Annotated in this window: 24 protein-coding genes; all 24 read left to right on the plus strand. The window is 42.3% G+C overall.

The window, feature by feature from the left end:
- Positions 1-6: 6 nt before the first annotated feature.
- The 24 genes from CSV60_RS14615 to spo0A all read left to right on the plus strand — a co-directional run bounded on the left by CSV60_RS14615 (position 7) and on the right by spo0A (position 19,749).
- Positions 7-432 carry a hypothetical protein gene (locus CSV60_RS14615; protein WP_099637493.1) on the plus strand — a complete coding sequence of 142 codons (426 nt, stop codon included), beginning with the start codon at positions 7-9 and terminating at the stop codon, positions 430-432.
- Between the two features lie 70 nt (positions 433-502).
- Positions 503-949, plus strand: a complete 447-nt coding sequence (gene aroQ / locus CSV60_RS14620; RefSeq protein ID WP_099637494.1) for a type II 3-dehydroquinate dehydratase — start codon at positions 503-505, stop codon at positions 947-949.
- Positions 946-2,004 carry a M24 family metallopeptidase gene (locus tag CSV60_RS14625; RefSeq protein WP_099637495.1) on the plus strand — a complete coding sequence of 353 codons (1,059 nt, stop codon included), beginning with the start codon at positions 946-948 and terminating at the stop codon, positions 2,002-2,004. The genes aroQ and CSV60_RS14625 overlap by 4 nt, the downstream gene beginning before the upstream one ends.
- A 24-nt stretch (positions 2,005-2,028) precedes the next feature.
- The gene (gene efp, locus CSV60_RS14630) at positions 2,029-2,586 is read left to right on the plus strand and encodes an elongation factor P (protein WP_099637496.1); all 558 of its coding nucleotides are present in this window, start codon (positions 2,029-2,031) and stop codon (positions 2,584-2,586) included.
- 321 nt (positions 2,587-2,907) lie between these two features.
- Positions 2,908-3,117 (plus strand): hypothetical protein, encoded by a 210-nt coding sequence (locus CSV60_RS14635; protein ID WP_029054553.1) that lies wholly within the window; start codon positions 2,908-2,910, stop codon positions 3,115-3,117.
- Complete coding sequence (locus CSV60_RS14640; protein WP_099630076.1) at positions 3,118-3,495, plus strand: stage III sporulation AC/AD family protein; 378 nt, start codon at positions 3,118-3,120, stop codon at positions 3,493-3,495.
- A 35-nt stretch (positions 3,496-3,530) separates the two neighbouring features.
- Positions 3,531-4,430 carry a stage III sporulation protein AE gene (locus CSV60_RS14645; protein WP_158232006.1) on the plus strand — a complete coding sequence of 300 codons (900 nt, stop codon included), beginning with the start codon at positions 3,531-3,533 and terminating at the stop codon, positions 4,428-4,430.
- 9 nt (positions 4,431-4,439) lie between these two features.
- Positions 4,440-4,607 (plus strand): hypothetical protein, encoded by a 168-nt coding sequence (locus CSV60_RS15910; protein ID WP_158232007.1) that lies wholly within the window; start codon positions 4,440-4,442, stop codon positions 4,605-4,607.
- Positions 4,608-4,670: 63 nt separating this feature from the next.
- Positions 4,671-5,093 carry a hypothetical protein gene (locus tag CSV60_RS14650; RefSeq protein ID WP_099672189.1) on the plus strand — a complete coding sequence of 141 codons (423 nt, stop codon included), beginning with the start codon at positions 4,671-4,673 and terminating at the stop codon, positions 5,091-5,093.
- On the plus strand, positions 5,080-5,631 hold the full coding sequence (locus CSV60_RS14655; protein ID WP_099630073.1) for a SpoIIIAH-like family protein: 552 nt from the start codon (positions 5,080-5,082) through the stop codon (positions 5,629-5,631). Before CSV60_RS14650 ends, CSV60_RS14655 begins: the two co-directional genes overlap by 14 nt.
- Positions 5,632-5,910: 279 nt before the next feature.
- Positions 5,911-6,414 (plus strand): acetyl-CoA carboxylase biotin carboxyl carrier protein, encoded by a 504-nt coding sequence (accB, locus tag CSV60_RS14660; protein ID WP_099630072.1) that lies wholly within the window; start codon positions 5,911-5,913, stop codon positions 6,412-6,414.
- A gap of 13 nt (positions 6,415-6,427) precedes the next feature.
- On the plus strand, positions 6,428-7,774 hold the full coding sequence (gene accC, locus CSV60_RS14665) for an acetyl-CoA carboxylase biotin carboxylase subunit (protein WP_099630071.1): 1,347 nt from the start codon (positions 6,428-6,430) through the stop codon (positions 7,772-7,774).
- A 16-nt stretch (positions 7,775-7,790) separates the two neighbouring features.
- Entirely contained in the window at positions 7,791-8,177 is a 387-nt protein-coding gene (locus CSV60_RS14670) for an Asp23/Gls24 family envelope stress response protein (protein WP_099637498.1), read from the plus strand.
- Positions 8,178-8,698: 521 nt separating this feature from the next.
- Positions 8,699-9,073, plus strand: coding sequence for a transcription antitermination factor NusB (gene nusB, locus CSV60_RS14675; RefSeq protein ID WP_099630069.1), 375 nt, complete (start codon positions 8,699-8,701; stop codon positions 9,071-9,073).
- A 78-nt stretch (positions 9,074-9,151) separates the two neighbouring features.
- On the plus strand, positions 9,152-10,021 hold the full coding sequence (gene folD, locus CSV60_RS14680; protein WP_099637499.1) for a bifunctional methylenetetrahydrofolate dehydrogenase/methenyltetrahydrofolate cyclohydrolase FolD: 870 nt from the start codon (positions 9,152-9,154) through the stop codon (positions 10,019-10,021).
- 63 nt (positions 10,022-10,084) lie between these two features.
- Complete coding sequence (gene xseA, locus CSV60_RS14685; protein WP_099630067.1) at positions 10,085-11,434, plus strand: exodeoxyribonuclease VII large subunit; 1,350 nt, start codon at positions 10,085-10,087, stop codon at positions 11,432-11,434.
- Between the two features lie 2 nt (positions 11,435-11,436).
- Positions 11,437-11,679 carry an exodeoxyribonuclease VII small subunit gene (locus CSV60_RS14690; RefSeq protein WP_099630066.1) on the plus strand — a complete coding sequence of 81 codons (243 nt, stop codon included), beginning with the start codon at positions 11,437-11,439 and terminating at the stop codon, positions 11,677-11,679.
- Complete coding sequence (locus CSV60_RS14695) at positions 11,672-12,556, plus strand: polyprenyl synthetase family protein (protein ID WP_099630065.1); 885 nt, start codon at positions 11,672-11,674, stop codon at positions 12,554-12,556. Before CSV60_RS14690 ends, CSV60_RS14695 begins: the two co-directional genes overlap by 8 nt.
- A 142-nt stretch (positions 12,557-12,698) precedes the next feature.
- A complete protein-coding gene (gene dxs / locus CSV60_RS14700; protein ID WP_099637504.1) occupies positions 12,699-14,597 on the plus strand; it encodes a 1-deoxy-D-xylulose-5-phosphate synthase in 1,899 nt (632 codons plus the stop codon).
- The gene (locus CSV60_RS14705; RefSeq protein WP_099637500.1) at positions 14,594-15,415 is read left to right on the plus strand and encodes a TlyA family RNA methyltransferase; all 822 of its coding nucleotides are present in this window, start codon (positions 14,594-14,596) and stop codon (positions 15,413-15,415) included. Before dxs ends, CSV60_RS14705 begins: the two co-directional genes overlap by 4 nt.
- A gap of 77 nt (positions 15,416-15,492) precedes the next feature.
- The gene (gene ahrC, locus CSV60_RS14710) at positions 15,493-15,942 is read left to right on the plus strand and encodes a transcriptional regulator AhrC/ArgR (RefSeq protein ID WP_099630063.1); all 450 of its coding nucleotides are present in this window, start codon (positions 15,493-15,495) and stop codon (positions 15,940-15,942) included.
- 16 nt (positions 15,943-15,958) lie between these two features.
- Positions 15,959-17,659, plus strand: a complete 1,701-nt coding sequence (gene recN / locus CSV60_RS14715; RefSeq protein WP_099637501.1) for a DNA repair protein RecN — start codon at positions 15,959-15,961, stop codon at positions 17,657-17,659.
- A 110-nt stretch (positions 17,660-17,769) separates the two neighbouring features.
- Positions 17,770-18,723 carry a SpoIVB peptidase S55 domain-containing protein gene (locus tag CSV60_RS14720; RefSeq protein ID WP_099630061.1) on the plus strand — a complete coding sequence of 318 codons (954 nt, stop codon included), beginning with the start codon at positions 17,770-17,772 and terminating at the stop codon, positions 18,721-18,723.
- A gap of 228 nt (positions 18,724-18,951) precedes the next feature.
- A complete protein-coding gene (gene spo0A / locus CSV60_RS14725; protein ID WP_099630060.1) occupies positions 18,952-19,749 on the plus strand; it encodes a sporulation transcription factor Spo0A in 798 nt (265 codons plus the stop codon).
- Positions 19,750-19,927: the final 178 nt, after the last annotated feature.

Raw genomic sequence — 19,927 nt, forward strand, 5'->3', positions numbered from 1 at the left:
ATTGTCATGAAAATTACATCAACACATGTGTGGACAGCTATTGTGGCTGCGGTACTATCTATCATTTCACTGAAATTCCTGAAAGTTTTCAAATTTATAAAATGGTCACCAATAGGCTGGACAAAAAAACTTCATATGCTTACGACTTTTCCTAGCTGGTTTAAGTGGGTGATATTGGGAGTCATCTGCTTCTTGCTATTTTTTATCCTGTACTTTATTGCACGTCTGACGATTAAGATTCCACCCACTGTTTCTTCATTGATCGTCACAATTATTGTAATACTCTTCATTGAATGGATGATCCACGTCAAAGCAGATTTGACAATGACACAATTCATTAAAAAAATATCGATACCGTTTGCTTGTTTGTTTGCGATGATCTTCCGTTTCGTCATCGGAACATCTGTCTACATGAAAAAAACAATAGGCTAGAACAGTATTAGTATGTCCAGCTACCGCATTGTGCTAAAATAGGGAAGAAAAATGAGTGGGAGGGGATTTAATGGAACTGTTACTCTTAAATGGTCCAAACTTGAACCGATTGGGCAAAAGAGAACCGGATATTTACGGGGCGGAGACACTTGCAGATATTGAAAGCCGAATACAGCGTCTAGCGGATGAATCAGACATCACGCTCGCATGTTTTCAATCCAATATAGAAGGTGAGCTCATCAATAAGATTCACGATGCCGGGGATCGAGAAATTGATGGGATCATCTTCAATCCGGGCGCATTTACACACTATAGCATTGCGCTTCGTGACGCAATCGCCTCTATTTCCGTTCCGGTAATTGAAGTCCATATCTCAAATATACATACTCGTGAAGAGTTCCGACACACGTCTGTCATTGCGCCTGTTGCAGCAGGGCAATTGTGCGGTTTTGGAACAGCGGGCTACGATCTTGCCTTCCAAGCGTTTTTGTTAAAACGAGAGGAGAGACCGTCTTGAAAATAGAGCAATTAAGAAAATTACTAAAAGAACAGGAACTTGATGCATTATTCATTACAAATCCGTATAACCGTCGCTATATGACAAACTTCACGGGATCTGCTGGTACGGCAATTGTTTCACAAGATGATGCAGTATTCATTACAGACTTCCGTTATATGGAGCAAGCCAATGACCAACTAAAAGACTATCGCATTGTCCAGCATACGGGCACGATGATCCAAGAAGTTGCGAATCAAGTAAAAGAAATGAAGATTGATACACTAGGCTTCGAAAAAGAGGATCTCAGTTATAGTCAGTTTGAGAAGTATAAAGAACAGATAAAAGCGAAACTAGTGCCTGTCGCAGGTTTAATAGAGAAATTACGTTTAATTAAGACACCGGAAGAAATCGAAGTGTTGAAGCAAGCAGCAGCCATCGCGGACGCGGCATTCGTTTATATTTGTTCGGTCATCCAAGCAGGTAAAACGGAGCTAGAAATCGCCAATGAATTGGAGTTTTTCATGCGGAAACAAGGTGCGACATCCTCTTCATTTGACATAATTGTTGCTTCTGGTGAAAGAGGGGCTTTACCACATGGGGTCGCATCTGATAAAGTGATTGAGACAGGTGATTTAGTTACAATGGATTACGGTGCCCTCTATAATGGGTATATCTCGGATATTACGAGAACCGTTGCGATCGGTGAGCCTTCTGCTAAACTTCGTGAAATCTATGAAGTTACGTTACGTGCCCAAGAACTGGGTGTGGAACAAATTAAGCCCGGCATGACTGGTATCGAAGCCGACGCAATTACACGCGATTATATCAAGTCCAAAGGGTATGGGGAGGCATTTGGTCATTCAACCGGTCATGGGATCGGCATGGAAGTTCACGAAGCTCCAGCCTTATCATTCCGTTCTAAAACGGTGCTTGTGCCGAATATGGCGGTTACCGTTGAACCAGGAATCTATCTTCCTGGTGTAGGTGGCGTGCGGATTGAAGATGATATACTGATTACAGAAACAGGTAATGAACGTTTGACAAAGTCTACTAAAGAACTGCTTATTTTATAATCGGTTAAAAATGGAGGAATACGAATGATTTCAGTAAACGAATTTCGTACAGGATTAACAATTGAAGTTGATGGTGACATTTGGCGCGTAATGGATTTCCAACACGTAAAACCAGGTAAAGGTGCAGCGTTCGTTCGTTCGAAGCTGCGTAATCTTCGCTCAGGCAACGTGAACGAAAAGACGTTCCGTGCGGGAGAAAAAGTAGAAAAAGCACAGATCGATAACCGTAAAATGCAGTATTTATATGCTGACGGTGATATGCACGTATTCATGGATAACGAATCTTACGAGCAGATCGAACTATCTGAAAAGCAACTTGAATATGAACTGAAGTTCTTGAAAGAGAATATGGAAGTTCACGTCATCACATATAAAGATGAAGTACTTGGCGTTGAATTACCAGTGACCGTTACGCTTGAAGTAGCTGAAACAGAGCCTGGAATCAAAGGCGACACAGCGAGTGGCGGTTCGAAGCCAGCTAAGATGGAGACTGGCGTCGTCGTACAAGTACCATTCTTTGTGAACCAAGGTGATATGTTGATCATCAACACAGAAGAAGCAGAATACGTTTCCCGCGCATAAGTAAATACTTATTTAGGATGTCCCAGTAATGGGGCATCTTTTTTTTGCGTGGAATTAAGTTCAAGAACTAAATCTTTGATAAATGTTTGTTAAATGTGAGTGCTTCGGGATGGAAGCTCCGCCTAGAGCGAGAGCCGTCACGAAGAACGGCTTTTGCGAGCATAAGCGAAGCGTTGGGAGTATATCTTTGAACTTCAAATCCCCACGCCAATAAAAACTACTCCCTATCTTTTTCAATCCGCAATGTCCCCTATACTTTTATACTTTTGCATATCTAAGAAGCCTACTTCATAGAGTGGATTATGGAGGAGGCGTAGCGGGATGGAACTGAATGACTTATTGCGCATCGCCGGCGTCGGGTTGGTGATTGGGGTACTTCACGTGTTCTTCGAGCAAACAGGCAAGAAAGAGTTCTCATTTTTCCTATTTTTTTTAGCGTATCTGTACATCTCGATCGAGTTGCTGATGTTCCTTAGAATATTCTTTACGGAGATTACGGAATTCTTTAGCTGGCTATCCATGGCGATGTAAATGGCAATTCTCTTTCAATTATTTGTCGTGTATCTCTTGCTGCTTCTGCTTTCATTTGCCGCACCTGCCTTGCATCCCATTCTTTATACCACGCTATTCTTACTGGTTACAGTGTATGTATTATTCACGGTCCTGGTACCTTTTGGGTCGACATTGTTAGCGTTGACGGAAAAGTTGCCGTCGCCTTATGCGACGCTACTAGTAGTGAGTGCAGGTCTGTATTATGTGGCGGAAGTTCTGTCGCTTCAGATGAAAGATGAGGGGTACGGGGCCTTCGGGCAGTTGTTTCAGACCAGCATGAAAGTAGTCATTATGACATTGTGGCTGCCGTATATCACGCAATTGATCGAGACAATTCACGCGTTCATTCCTTGGTGAACGAATCCTAACAATAATGAATGGACGAGACAACTATGTTGAATATTCTGCAGGAAAGTATCGCGGGTATCATCGGACCATTTTTCTTGTTGCTCATCATGTTGCTCATTGCTTCTCTTGTCGATTTCTTTCTCCCGGCGTTTCAAAAGTGGACGAGGTTTCTGTTGCTCATCCTCATTTTAGTATTGCTGATTGAGCCAGCCAAGGAAAGTTTTGAGCAAATCCAAGTCATCACGCACACGATTGCTTCATTATTCCTTGGGATGTATCCATTAATTGCTGCGATGATTTTGGCTTCTGGTGCAACGTTTGGCGTCTTGAATTTCCAACCCGCTATGTTGTTATTTGCGCAAGGGGCTGTCGTTTTTGCAGACAAGTTCCTGTTGCCGGTGTTATTAACAGCGCTGTTGTTCGATATTTTCACGCGATTGGTACCAGAAATTGCCTTCACGCGAATGGCGGATTTATTGCGTACGTCATTGCTTGCATTTGTTTCCGCCATGGTGGCAGCGTATTCCATTTTTATTACAGCGGGTGGAGCGCTGTCTTGGACGATGAATGGTGCTATGAATGAGCCGTTGAAAGAGCTGATCAAGAACAACATTCCTGTCATCGGTTCATTGTTGACGGATACGCTCGGATCAATTGGACGGTATTCTTCCGGCGCCACGGCTTATATGAGTATTTGGCTGCTCGTATCGATCTGGACGATCGCACTATTGCCGGCAGTTAGAATTCTATGTATTGCCTTTATGTTTAGATGGACAGCGGCAATCATTGAACCATTTTCGCAAAAGGAAGTGTGCGGTTTACTAGACGATATCGGCCGTACGTTGTTTGTTTTATGCGCTATTTCATTTTTGCTGACATTCGCTTTCATCTATACAACGATTTTCATTGTGACGTTCATTAAACTGATGACGTTCGGGAAATGAGGCGGATGTATGGAAGTATTTTTAATCGGATTGGCCAACTTGGTAGTCATTGCGCTAATTATTCAGTTACTGGCGAGCCGTGAAATGGAAAGAATGTTTATTCCATTGTGTAAAGTGGCCATTGGTATTTGGATTTTGCAATATATTCTACAATTCGCAAGTCATAAGTTACTGTGACGCTACATATTATGCAAATGTAGAATGCATTTTAGTTAATTCACGTTGAGTTGGTGATGGAACTTGGAAAAGCCCACAGGGAAACCCCGATTGATCATGATCGGTTTGATGGTTATGGTGTGTAGCGTTTTATACATCACCAGTACGGCGAATGTAGGAGGGGAGAAACAGAAAAAAGAAGAGAAGCGCATGCTGTCAACACTTGAAGAAACACTTGAACAAATGGAAGGGCTAGGGAAAGTGAAAGTTTATTTTCATTACGATGAAAAAGAAGAAGAGAGCCCGTTAGCCAATTATTTTTCCGCTTCATCCAATGGGAAAACTCAATCACCTTTGCAAGGGTTGCTCGTTGTAGCGGAAGGGGCAGACGATCCGGCTGTACGAAACGGACTTTCACAACTCTTAGCCAACGTCCTACAATTGCCTGAACATCGTATCGTCATCGTGGAAATGAAGAAAAGGGGGAATCAACATGAAAGCCAATAAACGAACAGTTTGGTTTTTAACACTACTCAGTCTAGTCGCAGTGATTTCAATCTACTACGTGAAGAAGGAAGCGCCGATGCCGTTTGATGGGATCGCAATCTTCACGAAAGAAACCAAGGACGCAACGAATTTACTCGAAAAGGAAGGCAAGTCGGAGGAAGTGAAACCGGTCTTTGCTGAATCGTATATTTTCCAGGATATGCGTATGGAAGTACGTAACGAACGTAGCGAGACCGTGCAACAGTTGACAGAGAAGATGACGTCTTCTGACTTTACCGCCGAACAGAAAAATGAAATTTTTAATGAGATTGCTGCGTTACGAAAAGTAAGTTCGACAGAAGCGTTGATGGAGATGCAGATCGCTGCACTTGGTTACCCAGAAGTGTTTGTACGTGGAGATGGCGATCGAGTCAACGTGACGGTGTTATCGAATGAAAGCCATTCACCGAAAATGGCGGATGAAATTACACAGTATGTCATGTCGAGTTGGGATGGCGCGCAAACCGTCAAAGTCGATTTTGCAGAAACAAAAGAATAACGACAAAAGGAAGTCCATGTGGCTTCCTTTTTTACATAGTAAAAATTAAGCTTTTGAAATAGGTGTAACATATAATTAGAATTATACGCTTATAGGTAAACTCTTTAAAGGTATTAGATAACACATCATCGTTTTTTCGAATAAATTGTCACAAGATTTGCAACTAGTAGGCATTTATCAAGAATAATAGAATAATTTGTGTCTTTGCTATTCCATATTTACTGTAAAACGACTATCATAGTATACGATAGCAAGAAAATTTAGTTAGGAGAATCAGATATGTTGAAAATTCAAGAAATCCGAGAAATTATTAAGCTTATCGATCAATCATCCATCCAGAAGTTTTCATTAGAATCAGATGGAGGGAAGATTAAACTAGAGAAGAATGGTGGACAAGCCGTCACAACAGTTACAGAAGCGCCACAAACACCACAAGCTGCACCGGCTCCAGTTCAAGCACCAGTAGAAACTGCAACAGTAGCTCCAACACCAGCACCAGAAGCGCCGGCAGCTCCAGCAGCTGAAGTCGCAATTGACGAAACACTACACAAAATCACTTCCCCTATGGTTGGAACATTCTATAAGGCTTCATCACCAGATGCAGAAGCATACGTTAAAACTGGTGATAAAGTAACAGCTGAATCCATCGTTTGTATCGTAGAAGCAATGAAATTATTCAACGAAATCGAGTCAGAAGTACATGGTGAAATCGTTGAAATCTTAGTGCAAGACGGTCAACTTGTGGAATACGGACAGCCTTTATTCCTTGTTAGAGAAAACTAAGGGGGAGTAACTAATGAAAAAAGTATTAATTGCAAACCGTGGAGAAATTGCTGTACGGATCATTCGTGCATGTAAGGAAATGGGTATTAAAACAGTAGCGGTCTATTCTGAAGCAGATGCAGAGGCGCTACATGTGCAACTAGCAGACGAATCAGTTTGCATTGGACCACGTCTATCGACAGACAGTTATCTGAACTTCTCAAACGTTATCAGTGCTGCGAAAGCAACTGACTGTGACGGAATCCATCCTGGTTATGGTTTCCTTGCGGAGAACGCGAGCTTCGCAGAACTTTGTGAAGAAGTAAATATCGAATTCATTGGACCCACAGCGGCAGCAATTTCTAAAATGGGTACAAAAGATGTTGCGCGTAATACAATGGCGTCTGCAGGAGTTCCAATCGTTCCCGGTTCTGATGGCATTGTGGATGACGCAGATCATGCACTCGAAATTGCAAAAGAACTTGGATTCCCTGTGATCATCAAAGCAACTGCTGGTGGGGGCGGTAAAGGAATTCGTGTAGCACGTGATGAAGAAGAGCTAGTAAATGGCGTGAAAATCACACAAAAAGAAGCAGCTGCGGCTTTCGGTAACCCAGGTGTGTATATTGAGAAATATATCGAAGTATTCCGTCACGTAGAAGTTCAAGTGCTAGCGGACAAATACGGTAACACGGTTCACTTAGGTGAGCGTGATTGTTCTATTCAACGCCGTATGCAAAAACTAGTCGAGGAAGCTCCGTCTCCTGCATTGACTCCTGAACTACGCGCAGAGATGGGTGAAGCCGCTGTTAAAGCAGCTCAAGCGTGTAACTATCGCGGAGCAGGTACAGTAGAATTTATTTTTGATCATATCAATCAAAAGTTCTATTTCATGGAGATGAATACACGAATTCAAGTGGAACACCCTGTAACAGAAATGATCACAGGAATCGACTTGATTCAACAACAACTAAAAGTAGCTTCAGGCGAAGAATTAGCATTTAAACAAGAAGATATTCAATTCAATGGTTGGTCTATTGAATGTCGGATCAATGCAGAAAATCCTGAAAAGAACTTCATGCCTTCACCGGGTAAAGTAACAATGTATCTACCTCCTGGCGGCTTTGGTGTACGTGTTGACTCAGCAGTGTACCCAGGCTATACGATTCCACCGTTTTACGACTCGATGGTCGCAAAACTGATCGTTCATGCGGATACGCGCGAGCAAGCGGTCGCTCGGATGAAACGTGCACTAGACGAGTTCGTAGTCGAAGGCGTTCATACAACGATTCCTTTCCACGCGAACTTAATGGATGACGAAATTTTCCAGTCAGGTGATTTTGATACAAAGTTCCTAGAAAAGTACGACGTCATGAAATAATTGGAGGAGAAGTGTAATGGCTGATAAAACAAATGCATCGTTTGTCGGAATGACACCGTCCGGAGATGCTGCACTCGGACGAGTCCAGCTCGCACCTGAAGTACTCGAAGTCATCATTGGTATCGCCACGTCAGAAGTTAGCGGAGTGATTGCTACCCAAGGGAATTTCGCATCAGGTGTTGCGGAGAAGTTGGGGAAAGTGATGTACGGAAAAGGTGTGAAAACCGAATGGGTAGATGAAGGGTTAAAAATCGATGTGTATTGCATTATTGAGTATGGCCATTCCATCCCTACGATTGCGACGAAGATTCAAAACGAAATTCGCCAAGCAATTTTGAATATGACTTCGCTTCAAACACATGAAGTGAATGTCCACATTACAGGCATTCATTTTGAAGACTGAGTGCGTCTAATTGAATGAGCGGATAACCGAAGACACCCCTACACAAGATCGTAGGGTTTGTCTTCGGTTTTTTGTTTCGAGAAAAAGGGTTAGAAGAATTGTGATTCGGTGGGCAATGAGCGGATACAGGTGGCGATAGAGCGCTTGACGTAAAGTTATGAGCGGGTGCGGGTCTGGATAGAGCGGGTGTCGCAGAGCGTAGGGCGGACATGCATGGTTTATGAGCGTTTAGACGGATTAATGAGCGAAACTCACATTACCCTTACTAGTTATCTACAAATAACACTTCAAACGACAATGAAAAGTTGACTAGCCATGGAAAACCCCATGAGAAAGTATTCTTCTGACTCGCTGATCATGGTGCTTTCCTCTTTACCAATTATTGCGGGCTCAAATATTTATGAACTTATTGACCGGAAATGTAAACAGGTGACATAAAATCGCTTGATTGCACTAGTTCTTTTCGTGCATTTTGTGCTATCATTAGGTTTTGAAGATGAGCGGTAGAGGAGATAACAATTATGAAACGAAGAGAAGCACGTGAAAAAGCAATCCAAACACTGTTTCAGCTAGATAATAGTGAGATGAACGTGGACGAAGCGATCGGTTATATTGTGGAAGCACCACTGGATTCATTTTATGAACAACTAGTTCGAGGCACAGCGCAACACTTGACAGAAATCGACAGTGAAATCACAAATAAATTGGAAAACTGGACCATCGACAGATTGCCAAAGATTGAAAGAACAGTATTACGATTGGCTGTCTATGAACTCCTTCATAACGAAGAAGTCCCGAATCGGGTCATTATGAACGAAGCGATTGAGTTATGTAAGACATTTGGTGACGAAAAGTCAGGCCGTTTTGTTAATGGGGTACTTTCTAAATTCCAATAACCGAAAACGTCTCTACTAGTAGCAAGTTTGAGCTCGATAAACTTTCATTACAAATAAAAAAAGTTTGGTGGGAAAATCATGTCTAGTATAAAGATTGATGGTAAAGCGATAGGACAGGAAATCCGGAATGAATTAAAAGAAGAAGTCTCTTCTTTAATCACACAAGGAGTACAACCTGGACTGGCTGTTATTTTAGTGGGAGAAAATTCAGCATCTGAGACGTACGTAAAAAACAAAGAGAAATCGAGCAAAGAAGCCGGTATGAAATCCGTGCTGACTAAATTGCCTGAAACTGTGTCGGAAGAAGATCTACTACATGAAGTAGAAAAGCTCAACCAGGATGAGACGATTGATGGTATTTTGGTGCAATTGCCGTTGCCCAAACATATTGATGAAAACAAAGTCATCCGCGCGATTAGCCCCGAAAAAGATGTCGATGGATTCCATCCGATGAATGTCGGAAAAATGTTGATCGGTCAAGAAACATTTTTACCATGTACACCCTATGGTATTATGCAATTGCTTGAGCGTTCCAACGTAGATATAGCAGGCAAGCACGCCGTAATTATCGGTAGAAGTAATATTGTAGGAAAACCGATGGGGCAACTACTATTGCAAAAAGATGCAACGGTGACGTATTGTCACTCCCGTACGGAAGATTTGAAGAAATTCACGCAACAAGCGGATATTTTAATCGTCGCAATTGGTATAGCTAAATTCATTACAGGGGATTACATCAAAGAAGGCGCAGTGGTGATTGATGTCGGTATGAACCGTGATGAAAACGGTAAGCTATGTGGAGATGTGGATTATGAATCAGCAGAAAAACAGGCAAGTGCTATCACGCCCGTACCAGGCGGAGTAGGTCCCATGACGATTACGATGTTATTGAAAAACACCGTTGAAAGTGCGGAAAAAAGATTAAAGGTACGTACGGAAAATAAGTAATACTGAACGGGAGACGCTCTTTTGGAGCGCCTCTCTATACATAAAAGGGCAGGTGACGGAAACATGTCCAATCAAACTTTTTTAACCGTTCAAGCGCTAACGAAATATGTTAAACGTAAATTTGACGCTGATCCACATTTACGTAACGTATATGTAAAAGGTGAATTATCGAACGTTAAGCTTCATCCGTCCGGACATATTTATTTCACATTAAAAGACGATAAAACAAGAATTCAGGCAGCGATGTTCCGTTCCCGTTCCAACACACTTCAATTTAAGCCTGAAAACGGAATGAACGTTCTGATTACAGGTGATGTGACCGTGTTTGAAACAGCGGGATCGTACCAGCTCTATGTACACACAATGGAGCCAGACGGTATTGGAGCGCTGTATTTAGCTTTTGAACAGTTGAAAAAGAAGCTTCAGCAAGAAGGATTGTTTGAAGAAAGATTCAAGCAACCTATTCCCCAAGTACCACAACGAATTGGCCTCATTACAGCTGAATCAGGTGCTGCGCTACGTGACATGTACTCGACAATCAACCGACGATTTCCAATGGCGGAGATGTATCTGTTTCCAGCTCTCGTACAAGGTCGCACAGCCGTTCCATCCATTGTGAAAGCGATTGAACAAGCGAATCACATGGCGAATGTCGATGTATTGATTGTTGGCCGTGGTGGGGGCTCCATTGAAGATCTGTGGGCATTCAATGAAGAAGACGTAGCACGTGCTATTTTCTCCAGTCGGATTCCGATCATTAGTGCAGTCGGACATGAAACCGATACGACGATTGCAGATTTTGTGTCGGATTTACGTGCACCGACGCCGACTGCTGCAGCTGAAATGGCCGTGCCAGATCAGCTTCAATTATTCCAACACTTGAAAAATCAGCAACGTTCGATCTATCTGGCGTTCCAGACCTTAATAAACCAGTTGAATAAGCGTTTAGAAACGGCACAAGCGTCTTATCCGCTCCAATATCCGGAACGATTATATCGACCATTCATTGAGAAGCTCGACAACTTGGAAGATCGCTTGCAACGCGGCAGTGAGGCAATCGTTCAGGGAAAACAGATGAACTTCGATCGTTTATATGCGGGTATTCAGTACTACACACCGATTCGACGCATCCAGCTAGAACAACAACAAATGAAACAGTTGGAAATGCGTTTGAACCGTGCTGCAGAACACACCATTAAACAGCGCCAGCAACACTTCGTAGCCCTGATGCGCATGATGCAAGCCTTGAACCCGTTACAAGTAATGGAGAGAGGTTTTTCAATCGGTTATAAAAATCAGGAAGTGATTAAATCGATTCATGATGTAGCAAGCGGAGATCTAGTGACGCTTCAATTAGCAGACGGATCTATTTCCACTAAAGTGAAAGAAATCATTCCAAAGGAGGTCGAGTAAGGATGGCAGAAGAGAAAAATATGCAATTCGAGCAAGCAATGCACCAGTTAGAAGAAATTGTACAGAAGTTGGAGGCCGGTGAAGCACCTTTGGATGACACGATTACGTTGTATAAACAAGGGATGGAGCTCTCAGCTTATTGCCAGAAGAAATTGCAAAATGCAGAAAAACAATTGATTCGCATGATTGATCAAGAGGGTAATGAATCCTCATTTGACCCAACAGCAGGTGAGCCGAATGAATGATAAACTACAAGCATTTGTCGATGAAATGATACCTAAAGTTGAAAGTGAATTGACGAACCAACTGGCGAAGTCCGATATTCCTAACGTTTTGCACGAATCCATGATGTATTCAGTAGACGCAGGCGGCAAACGGATTCGGCCATTATTGGTTATGGCTGTTTTATTTGATATGAAAAAGGATTCGGTGGATGCAGTAAAAGTGGCGTCTTCTGTCGAATTGATACATACATATTCATTGATCCACGATGATCTACCATGCATGGATGATGATGATTTTAGAAGAGGAAAACCTACGAATCATAAAGTGTACGGTGAGGATGTAGCGACGCTCTCGGGTGATGCGATGCAAGCAATGGCATTCCAAGCGCTTGCAGATCTTCAGGAAACACCACCTGCAGCAGCAATTGAGCTCGTCGGATTACTGGCGAAAGCTTCGGGTGCACAAGGAATGGTGAAAGGCCAAGTCCTCGATATGAAAGGCGAACAGCAATCATTGCCTTTAGCAGAATTGGAAGAAGTACATATTCATAAAACAGGCGCATTACTCTCATACTGTATTGAAGCGGGTGCTGTGCTAGCACAGGCTACTGATGAACAGCGCGAGCAACTTCGCCGATTCGCTCACAATATTGGATTGGCTTTCCAAATTCAAGATGATATTTTAGACGTGACTGCAACTACCGAGCAGCTCGGCAAACCAGCTAACAGTGATACTTCAAGCGAAAAGTCAACATATCCTTCATTGCTAGGGTTGGATGGGGCTCGCGAACAATTAAAAGCACGTCATGAAGAAGCGTTACTTGCGTTGCAGTCCATTGGCTTAGGGGAGTCTATGTTGCAATTGTTAGCAGATTACATTATTGAGCGAAAAATGTAATTCGGAACCGTTATATTTGTGTCGCACGTTGTTACTGTTATAATGTAGAAAACAAACAGCAACTACTTGGTCGAATGAACAGGAAATAGTGCGAATGAGCAAATAGAAAGACCTACTTACTTGATGAAGGTGTGTGATCATGATGGATCTAACAAAGATTACCAATCCATCTTTTATAAAAGAGCTCGATAAAGAGCAGTTAGAATCATTGGCGGCGGATATTCGCCATTTTCTAATTGAAAATTTATCAGTTACTGGCGGGCATATCGGACCGAATCTGGGGGTTGTCGAATTAACGATTGCATTGCATAAAATTTTCGACAGCCCAACCGACAAGTTTATATGGGATGTAGGGCATCAATCATATGTCCATAAAATCCTTACAGGCCGTGCTGGCGAGTTTGACACTCTTAGAAAATATAAAGGATTGAGCGGATTCCCGAAGATGGCGGAGAGCATACATGATGTATGGGAAACCGGCCATAGTTCAACATCTTTGTCGGCGGCTATGGGAATGGCTGTGGCACGAGATATTAAAAAAGAAAAAAGTTATGTCATCCCAATCATAGGTGATGGCGCTTTAACGGGCGGTATGGCACTTGAAGCATTGAACCATATTGGACACGAGAAAACGAATCTCACGGTCATTCTAAATGACAATGAAATGTCTATCGCACCAAATGTTGGCGCACTGCACTCGATTCTCGGAAAATTACGCACAGCTGGCAAGTATAATAATGTAAAAGACGAACTCGAATTTCTCTTGCGTAAAATCCCAGCAGTAGGCGGTAGAGTCGCAACGGCTGCGGAACGTGTGAAAGACAGTTTAAAGTATTTAGTAGTGAGCGGGATTTTCTTTGAGGAGCTCGGATTCACGTATTTGGGACCGATTGACGGCCATGATTTTGTAGAATTGGAGCGTTCTCTTCAATATGCAAAGAAAATGGAAGGACCGGTATTACTTCATGTAATTACGAAAAAAGGTAAAGGCTATAGCCCAGCCGAGTTAGATAAAATCGGTACATGGCATGGTACGGGACCCTATAAGATTGAAACGGGAGATTTTGTAAAATCCCCTGTTAATGGCCCTGCTTGGAGTGGGTTGGTTTCTGAAACGGTACGCAAGCTTGCGAGAGCTGATCGACGTATTGTCGCGATCACTCCAGCTATGCCTGTAGGATCGAAACTTGAATCTTTCGCAGCAGAATTCCCGGATCGTTTCTTCGATGTAGGGATTGCGGAACAACATGCAACGACAATGGCTGCGGGACTTGCAGCAACTGGAATGAAACCCTTCCTCGCGATTTATTCGACATTCCTGCAACGTGCATACGATCAAATGTTGCATGATATTACGCGCCAGAAGCTCAATGTCTTTGTTGGTATTGATCGTTCAGGACTGGTTGGGGCTGATGGAGAAACACATCACGGTGTATTTGATATCGCATTCTTGCGTCATTTGCCGAACTTAGTCATTATGATGCCGAAAGATGAAAATGAAGGCCAACACATGGTGAAGACAGCTATCGATTACGATGAAGGTCCAATTGCACTTCGTTTCCCACGCGGTAATGGATATGGTGTTCCGATGGATGAGGAACTTCATACGATTCCAATCGGCACATGGGAAGTGTTGCAAGAAGGTGAAGATGCAACGATTTTGACGTTCGGTACAACGATCCCCATGGCTTTCTCGGCTGCTGAACAATTAAAATTACAAGGCAAAAATGTCGCGATTGTGAATGCGCGTTTCATTAAACCGATGGATACGAATTTACTGGATGAACTATTTGCTAAAGGCAAACCCATCATTACAATCGAAGAAGCTGTTCTTGCTGGTGGATTCGGCAGTGGGGTGTTGGAGTATGCAGAGCAAGTGGGTCATACAGGCACAATCTTTGAAAGAATCGGTATTCCGGATGAATTCATTGAACACGGTAGTGTCGATAAATTACTTATCGAAGTCCATATGACACCTGATCACGTAGCAGAAGTGACAGCAGCGGCTATTCAGCTAGCAGCAGAAAGAGCGAAAGTATGAGTACATCTGTGAAAAAAGAGAGAGTGGATTTGTTGCTGGTAGAGCGTGGATTGACTGAATCCCGTGAACAAGCAAAACGATCCATCATGGCTGGCCTTGTTTACTCCGATACTACAAGAATTGAAAAAGCGGGAGAAAAAATTGCAGTGGATGCTCCGTTGACTGTAAAAGGACCCGCGATTAAATATGTAAGTCGTGGTGGCTTGAAACTGGAAAAGGCGTTGGTGTCTTTTCCTATTTCTGTGAAAGAAAAGATTGTCCTAGATATTGGAGCTTCCACAGGTGGCTTCACCGATTGTGCACTGCAAAACGGTGCCAAACATTGTTATGCACTGGATGTTGGCTATAATCAACTTGCTTGGAAAATTCGTCAGCATGAACAAGTGACAGTGATGGAGCGGCAGAATTTCCGTCATGCGACGGTTGATTTATTTACGGAAGGATTACCGGAAGTCGCGACGATCGATGTTTCATTCATTTCGTTATCCTTGATTTTGCCAGCACTTAAAAACATTATTGTGCCGGGCGGACAAGTGGTGGCGCTAGTGAAGCCTCAATTTGAAGCTGGGAAAGAGAAAGTCGGTAAAAAAGGTATTGTCCGTGATCCAGCAATACATTTAGAAGTATTGGAGAAAATCGCGGCGATGGCAGCGACGGAAGGATTTTCCGTGAAAGGTGCTACGTATTCGCCTGTTACGGGTGGAGAAGGCAATATTGAATTCTTGTATTATTTAGTTGCCGAAGACGGAGCAAAGACTGATTTCACTGCGGAAGATTTTAAGCAATTGGTCAAACAGGCACATAATGATTTAACATAACGCGCAATGAGTTGCGCGTTTTTTAGATGATTAGTATAATTTTGTTTATGGACTCAACAGAATCGGAGTGAATTCAATTGAATAAAGGACAACGACATCTACGTATTAGAGAGATTATTACGAACAATGAAATAGAAACACAGGATCAGCTAGTCGAGAGCTTAAAAGCCGCTGGGGCCGATGTCACGCAAGCGACAGTTTCGCGTGATATTAAAGAAATGCACTTGATTAAAGTACCTTCACCTTCAGGTAACTATAAATACAGTCTCCCTCCTATCCATCGCTATAATACGGAAGAAAAATTAAAGCGTATGCTCGAGGATGCGTTCGTTGGCATCGACAGTGCAAGTCATTTTATCATGTTGAAAACGCTTCCCGGTAATGCGCAAGCGGTTGGATCACTTGTCGACAACTTGGACTGGGATGAAATGCTTGGAACCATTTGCGGTGACGATACTTGTTTAATCATTTGTCGTGAAGAATCTCAAACAGAATACGTAAAAGATAAATTACTATCAATGCTATAAGCGAGGTGAGGTTTCTTTGTTAAGCGAACTTTCGATTAAAAATTTTGCTATTATTGAACAACTTGAAATCGCATTTGACGATGGACTAACGGTGCTGACTGGCGAAACGGGTGCTGGGAAGTCCATTATCATTGATGCTGTTCAGCTGCTCGCTGGCGGCCGTGGTTCACAGGAATTCATTCGCCACGGTGCGAAAAAAGCTGAGCTTCAAGGACTTTTCACCATCGATAAAAATATTGAAAATGTAACAGAGAAATTGACTGAATTTGGTATTGATACGGAAGAAGGTATCGTGATTTTACGCCGGGATATAAGTGCCAGCGGGAAATCTGTTTGTCGCGTTAATGGTAAACTCGTGACCATTGCTATATTGCGTGAGATTGGCGCATTGCTGATCGACATCCATGGACAACATGAAAACCAAGAATTAATGAATGAAAAGCGACATATTCATTTGCTAGATTTCTTTATTGGGGCACCTATTGAACGTTCCATGTCTACATATACCGAATTATATGAGAAATATAAAAAACTTCAGCAACTTATTGCGGCGAAAACACAAGATGAACAACAAATCGCGCAGAAAATCGATTTATACAAATTCCAATTAGAAGAAATTGATGCAGCGAATTTAATGATCGGTGAAGAAGAAGAATTGGAGTCTGAACTTGTAAAGCTTCAACATTTTAATCGGTTATTTGATCGCTTGAATACTTCATATGAAGCATTGTCTTTAGAGTCGCATGGTCTTGATTGGGTTGGTAATTCGATGAGTGATCTCGAAGAAGCAGCTTCGATTGATGAAGATCTCAAAACGATGTCTGAAACAGTTAATTCTTCATTTTACGCGCTTCAAGACGTTTCACATGATTTAAAAAGGATGATCGATGGCATGGAATTCCAGCCAGAGCGTTTAGAATTTGTCGAAGATCGATTAGCGTTGTTTTTGACATTGAAACGAAAATATGGGAAATCACTTGAAGATATTTTGATTTATCGCGATAAAATTGCGGATGCACTCGATCAACTGGTCAATCGTGACGAAAGATTGCATCAAAATCAAGAATTATTGGCACAATACGTAAAAGATCTTGAAATTGAAGCGAATGAATTATCGATTATTCGAAAAAAAGCAGCACTGTCACTTGAAAAAGGAATTGAAGAGCAGTTGAAGCAGTTGTATATGGAAAAAGCTACATTCAAAGTACAGATTCACCAAAAACAACCTTATCAATTCGATGCCAATGGATTTGACGAAGTCGTATTTATGATTTCCACAAACTTAGGAGAACCGCTCAAACCTTTGGTACGAGTGGCGTCTGGTGGCGAATTATCCCGAATGATGCTGGCGTTGAAAACGATTTTCTCTCAACATCAAGGTGTTACATCGATTATTTTCGATGAAGTGGATACCGGAGTCAGTGGACGCGTAGCGCAATCCATCGCAGAAAAAATTTCTATGATCTCCAGCCATTCACAAGTGTTATGTATTTCGCATTTACCGCAAGTGGCCGCGATGGCAGATCATCATTATCTCATCAAAAAAGAAGTGCATGATGGTCGTACCACAACGGCGATTCATGACGTGATGAAAACAGAACGTACGGAAGAATTATCACGCATGCTGTCGGGCGCGGAAATTACGACATTGACGCTTCAACATGCTGAAGAACTTTTAATTTTAGCTGATCAACGCAAAAAGGAATTCCGCAAATAAAGTATGAATTCACAACGTTTTCCATGGAAAATGACACTGTTTATTTTACCCTTTCATACTTTCTCTTCGAAAGGACATACCAAAGGTATCTTTCGTTGAGGAGGTGAAACATGGGATGGAATAAATCTTTCAAAACGCTTTTAGCACTCGTCCTGATGCTCTGCCTAGTGCCTGGAATTTCATTAGCAAATGAAGAAACGCTCATTCCGATGGGTGATTCCATTGGTATTCAAATGGATTTAAGTGGTATTTATGTAACAAGTGACGTCAAGGTGAGTCAGCAGGAATGGTTAAAAAAAGGGGATATCATTCGCCAGTTGAACGGTACGGATACGAAGCAACTCGTTCATTTCGAACGGGCGTTACAAAAAGATCGTGCTACGATGGTACTCGACATTTTGCGTAATGGGAAGAATGAAACCATTGAAGCAGATAAGTCGCTCATTAAGCGCGTCACGCCTTTTCTGAAGGATCGAACGGAAGGTACAGGAACGTTGACATACGTCGACCCGGAAAGCGGCACGTATGGCGCGCTGGGGCACCAGATTATTGATAGTACGTTGCAGTCTGCTCCGTCTTTTGAAAAAGGCGCGATTTATTTATCTGAAATCAGTCAAATCAAGAAAAGTTCTCCAGGGATTCCAGGGTATAAAATCTCCTCGATTATTGATCAGAATAAATTCCTTGGAAATATTCAAATCAATAGCGTGTATGGAATTTTCGGTCATTGGAAAAATGCTCATAATAAAGTGTTGTCTGAACCGCTTGAAATTATGCAGCCTTTTGAATTGATGATCGGACCCGCAGAAATTTACACCACAGTGGAAGGTTCTACTGTAGAAAAATTCTCCATCCAAATAACGAAGATAGAAGAAGAACAATTCCATATCCTAGTGACTGACCAGAAACTGCTGAGTAAGACGGGCGGAATCCTGCAAGGTATGAGTGGTAGTCCTATAATCCAGAACGGTAAGTTTGTCGGTGCGATTACGCATATGTTCGTGGACGAGCCAGAAAAAGGGGCCGCGCTTTTTCTAAAGACGATGAGAACGAATGAGAAATGAAAAAGCAGCCTGTGCCTAAAAAGTGCACAGGCTGCTTTTTCGTATAGGTGTTCGATACAAAGAAAAGGGAATAAAGTCGAAATAGGTAGAAAGCATCGTTCAGAAGTATCATTTTGAGTGAAAAATTAAGTAAATGTAGAAATCGTCAAATATATGACTTACGATAATAGGAGAGAAACAGCGGGAGAAAGAAATGAATGTCCGATTTTAAATCAGGGGGAATGGGTAATGGAAAATATAAAAGTAGCAATTGCTGACGATAATAAAGAACTTGTGAAAACGATGATGTCATATTTTGAGAAGCACGATGAAATAGAAGTGATTTGGACAGCGAATAATGGGCAAGTATGCTTGACATTGTTAGAAGAAGAGCGTCCCGATATTTTATTGTTGGATATTATTATGCCGCATCTCGACGGTATTGGAGTATTAGAGACACTGAATGAAACGAATAAAATGGGAGATATGCAAATCATGATGCTGACGGCTTTCGGACAGGAAAACGTTATGTCGCAAGCCGCAAACCTGGGTGCTTCGTACTTCATGTTGAAGCCGTTTGAATTTGACCGCTTAATCGGGCAAATCTTTAAAGCTGCTGGGAAACCGAAAAATACGACGCCTTCATTTGTCGTGCAGGAATCCTCCGCACAACCGACAGGTGTTGTAACTCAGAAGGTACTCGATACGGCGATTACGTCGATGATCAAAGAAATCGGCGTACCTGCTCATATTAAAGGTTATGCGTTTTTACGCGAGGGAATTCAGATGGTTTATAGTGATGTGGAGTTGCTCGGATCGGTCACGAAGATTCTCTACCCAGACATTGCGAAAAAGTATAATACGACTCCATCCCGTGTGGAACGTGCAATTCGCCATGCAATTGAGGTGGCGTGGAACCGTGGAAATTACGATTTGATTTCGAAGACGTTCGGCTATACAGTACATCATTTGAAAAGCAAACCGACGAATAGCGAATTTATTGCCATGATTGCGGATAAGATCCGTTTGGAGCATATGGTGAGCTGATTGAAGTAATAGAATGATAGAGAGTGTATCCAAAGAGGCTGAGACAAAACCTCAAAAGGTATGAAGGAGAAGACACCTTCATACCTTTTTTAATGTGCGCCCAGCATGGGTGTAGTCTATAGGGTGCAAGTCCCGAACTGTGAAGGCAGAAGTAACAGTTAGCTCAACGCAAGGGTGT

The sequence above is a fragment of the Sporosarcina sp. P7 genome (assembly GCF_002743425.1).
Classification (GTDB): domain Bacteria; phylum Bacillota; class Bacilli; order Bacillales_A; family Planococcaceae; genus Sporosarcina.

What these genes read in the sequence shown, in the direction of transcription:
- CSV60_RS14655 (WP_099630073.1), top strand. Translation starts at nt 5,080, where the DNA reads ATGAAAGCCAATAAACGAACAGTTTGGTTTTTAACACTACTCAGTCTA.
- CSV60_RS15910 (WP_158232007.1), top strand. Translation starts at nt 4,440, where the DNA reads ATGGAAGTATTTTTAATCGGATTGGCCAACTTGGTAGTCATTGCGCTA.
- CSV60_RS14705 (WP_099637500.1), top strand. Translation starts at nt 14,594, where the DNA reads ATGAGTACATCTGTGAAAAAAGAGAGAGTGGATTTGTTGCTGGTAGAG.
- folD (WP_099637499.1), top strand. Translation starts at nt 9,152, where the DNA reads ATGTCTAGTATAAAGATTGATGGTAAAGCGATAGGACAGGAAATCCGG.
- CSV60_RS14695 (WP_099630065.1), top strand. Translation starts at nt 11,672, where the DNA reads ATGAATGATAAACTACAAGCATTTGTCGATGAAATGATACCTAAAGTT.
- CSV60_RS14720 (WP_099630061.1), top strand. Translation starts at nt 17,770, where the DNA reads ATGGGATGGAATAAATCTTTCAAAACGCTTTTAGCACTCGTCCTGATG.
- efp (WP_099637496.1), top strand. Translation starts at nt 2,029, where the DNA reads ATGATTTCAGTAAACGAATTTCGTACAGGATTAACAATTGAAGTTGAT.
- xseA (WP_099630067.1), top strand. Translation starts at nt 10,085, where the DNA reads ATGTCCAATCAAACTTTTTTAACCGTTCAAGCGCTAACGAAATATGTT.
- dxs (WP_099637504.1), top strand. Translation starts at nt 12,699, where the DNA reads ATGGATCTAACAAAGATTACCAATCCATCTTTTATAAAAGAGCTCGAT.
- accB (WP_099630072.1), top strand. Translation starts at nt 5,911, where the DNA reads ATGTTGAAAATTCAAGAAATCCGAGAAATTATTAAGCTTATCGATCAA.
- CSV60_RS14635 (WP_029054553.1), top strand. Translation starts at nt 2,908, where the DNA reads ATGGAACTGAATGACTTATTGCGCATCGCCGGCGTCGGGTTGGTGATT.
- CSV60_RS14640 (WP_099630076.1), top strand. Translation starts at nt 3,118, where the DNA reads ATGGCAATTCTCTTTCAATTATTTGTCGTGTATCTCTTGCTGCTTCTG.
- aroQ (WP_099637494.1), top strand. Translation starts at nt 503, where the DNA reads ATGGAACTGTTACTCTTAAATGGTCCAAACTTGAACCGATTGGGCAAA.
- CSV60_RS14615 (WP_099637493.1), top strand. Translation starts at nt 7, where the DNA reads ATGAAAATTACATCAACACATGTGTGGACAGCTATTGTGGCTGCGGTA.
- nusB (WP_099630069.1), top strand. Translation starts at nt 8,699, where the DNA reads ATGAAACGAAGAGAAGCACGTGAAAAAGCAATCCAAACACTGTTTCAG.
- accC (WP_099630071.1), top strand. Translation starts at nt 6,428, where the DNA reads ATGAAAAAAGTATTAATTGCAAACCGTGGAGAAATTGCTGTACGGATC.
- CSV60_RS14690 (WP_099630066.1), top strand. Translation starts at nt 11,437, where the DNA reads ATGGCAGAAGAGAAAAATATGCAATTCGAGCAAGCAATGCACCAGTTA.
- CSV60_RS14645 (WP_158232006.1), top strand. Translation starts at nt 3,531, where the DNA reads ATGTTGAATATTCTGCAGGAAAGTATCGCGGGTATCATCGGACCATTT.
- spo0A (WP_099630060.1), top strand. Translation starts at nt 18,952, where the DNA reads ATGGAAAATATAAAAGTAGCAATTGCTGACGATAATAAAGAACTTGTG.
- CSV60_RS14670 (WP_099637498.1), top strand. Translation starts at nt 7,791, where the DNA reads ATGGCTGATAAAACAAATGCATCGTTTGTCGGAATGACACCGTCCGGA.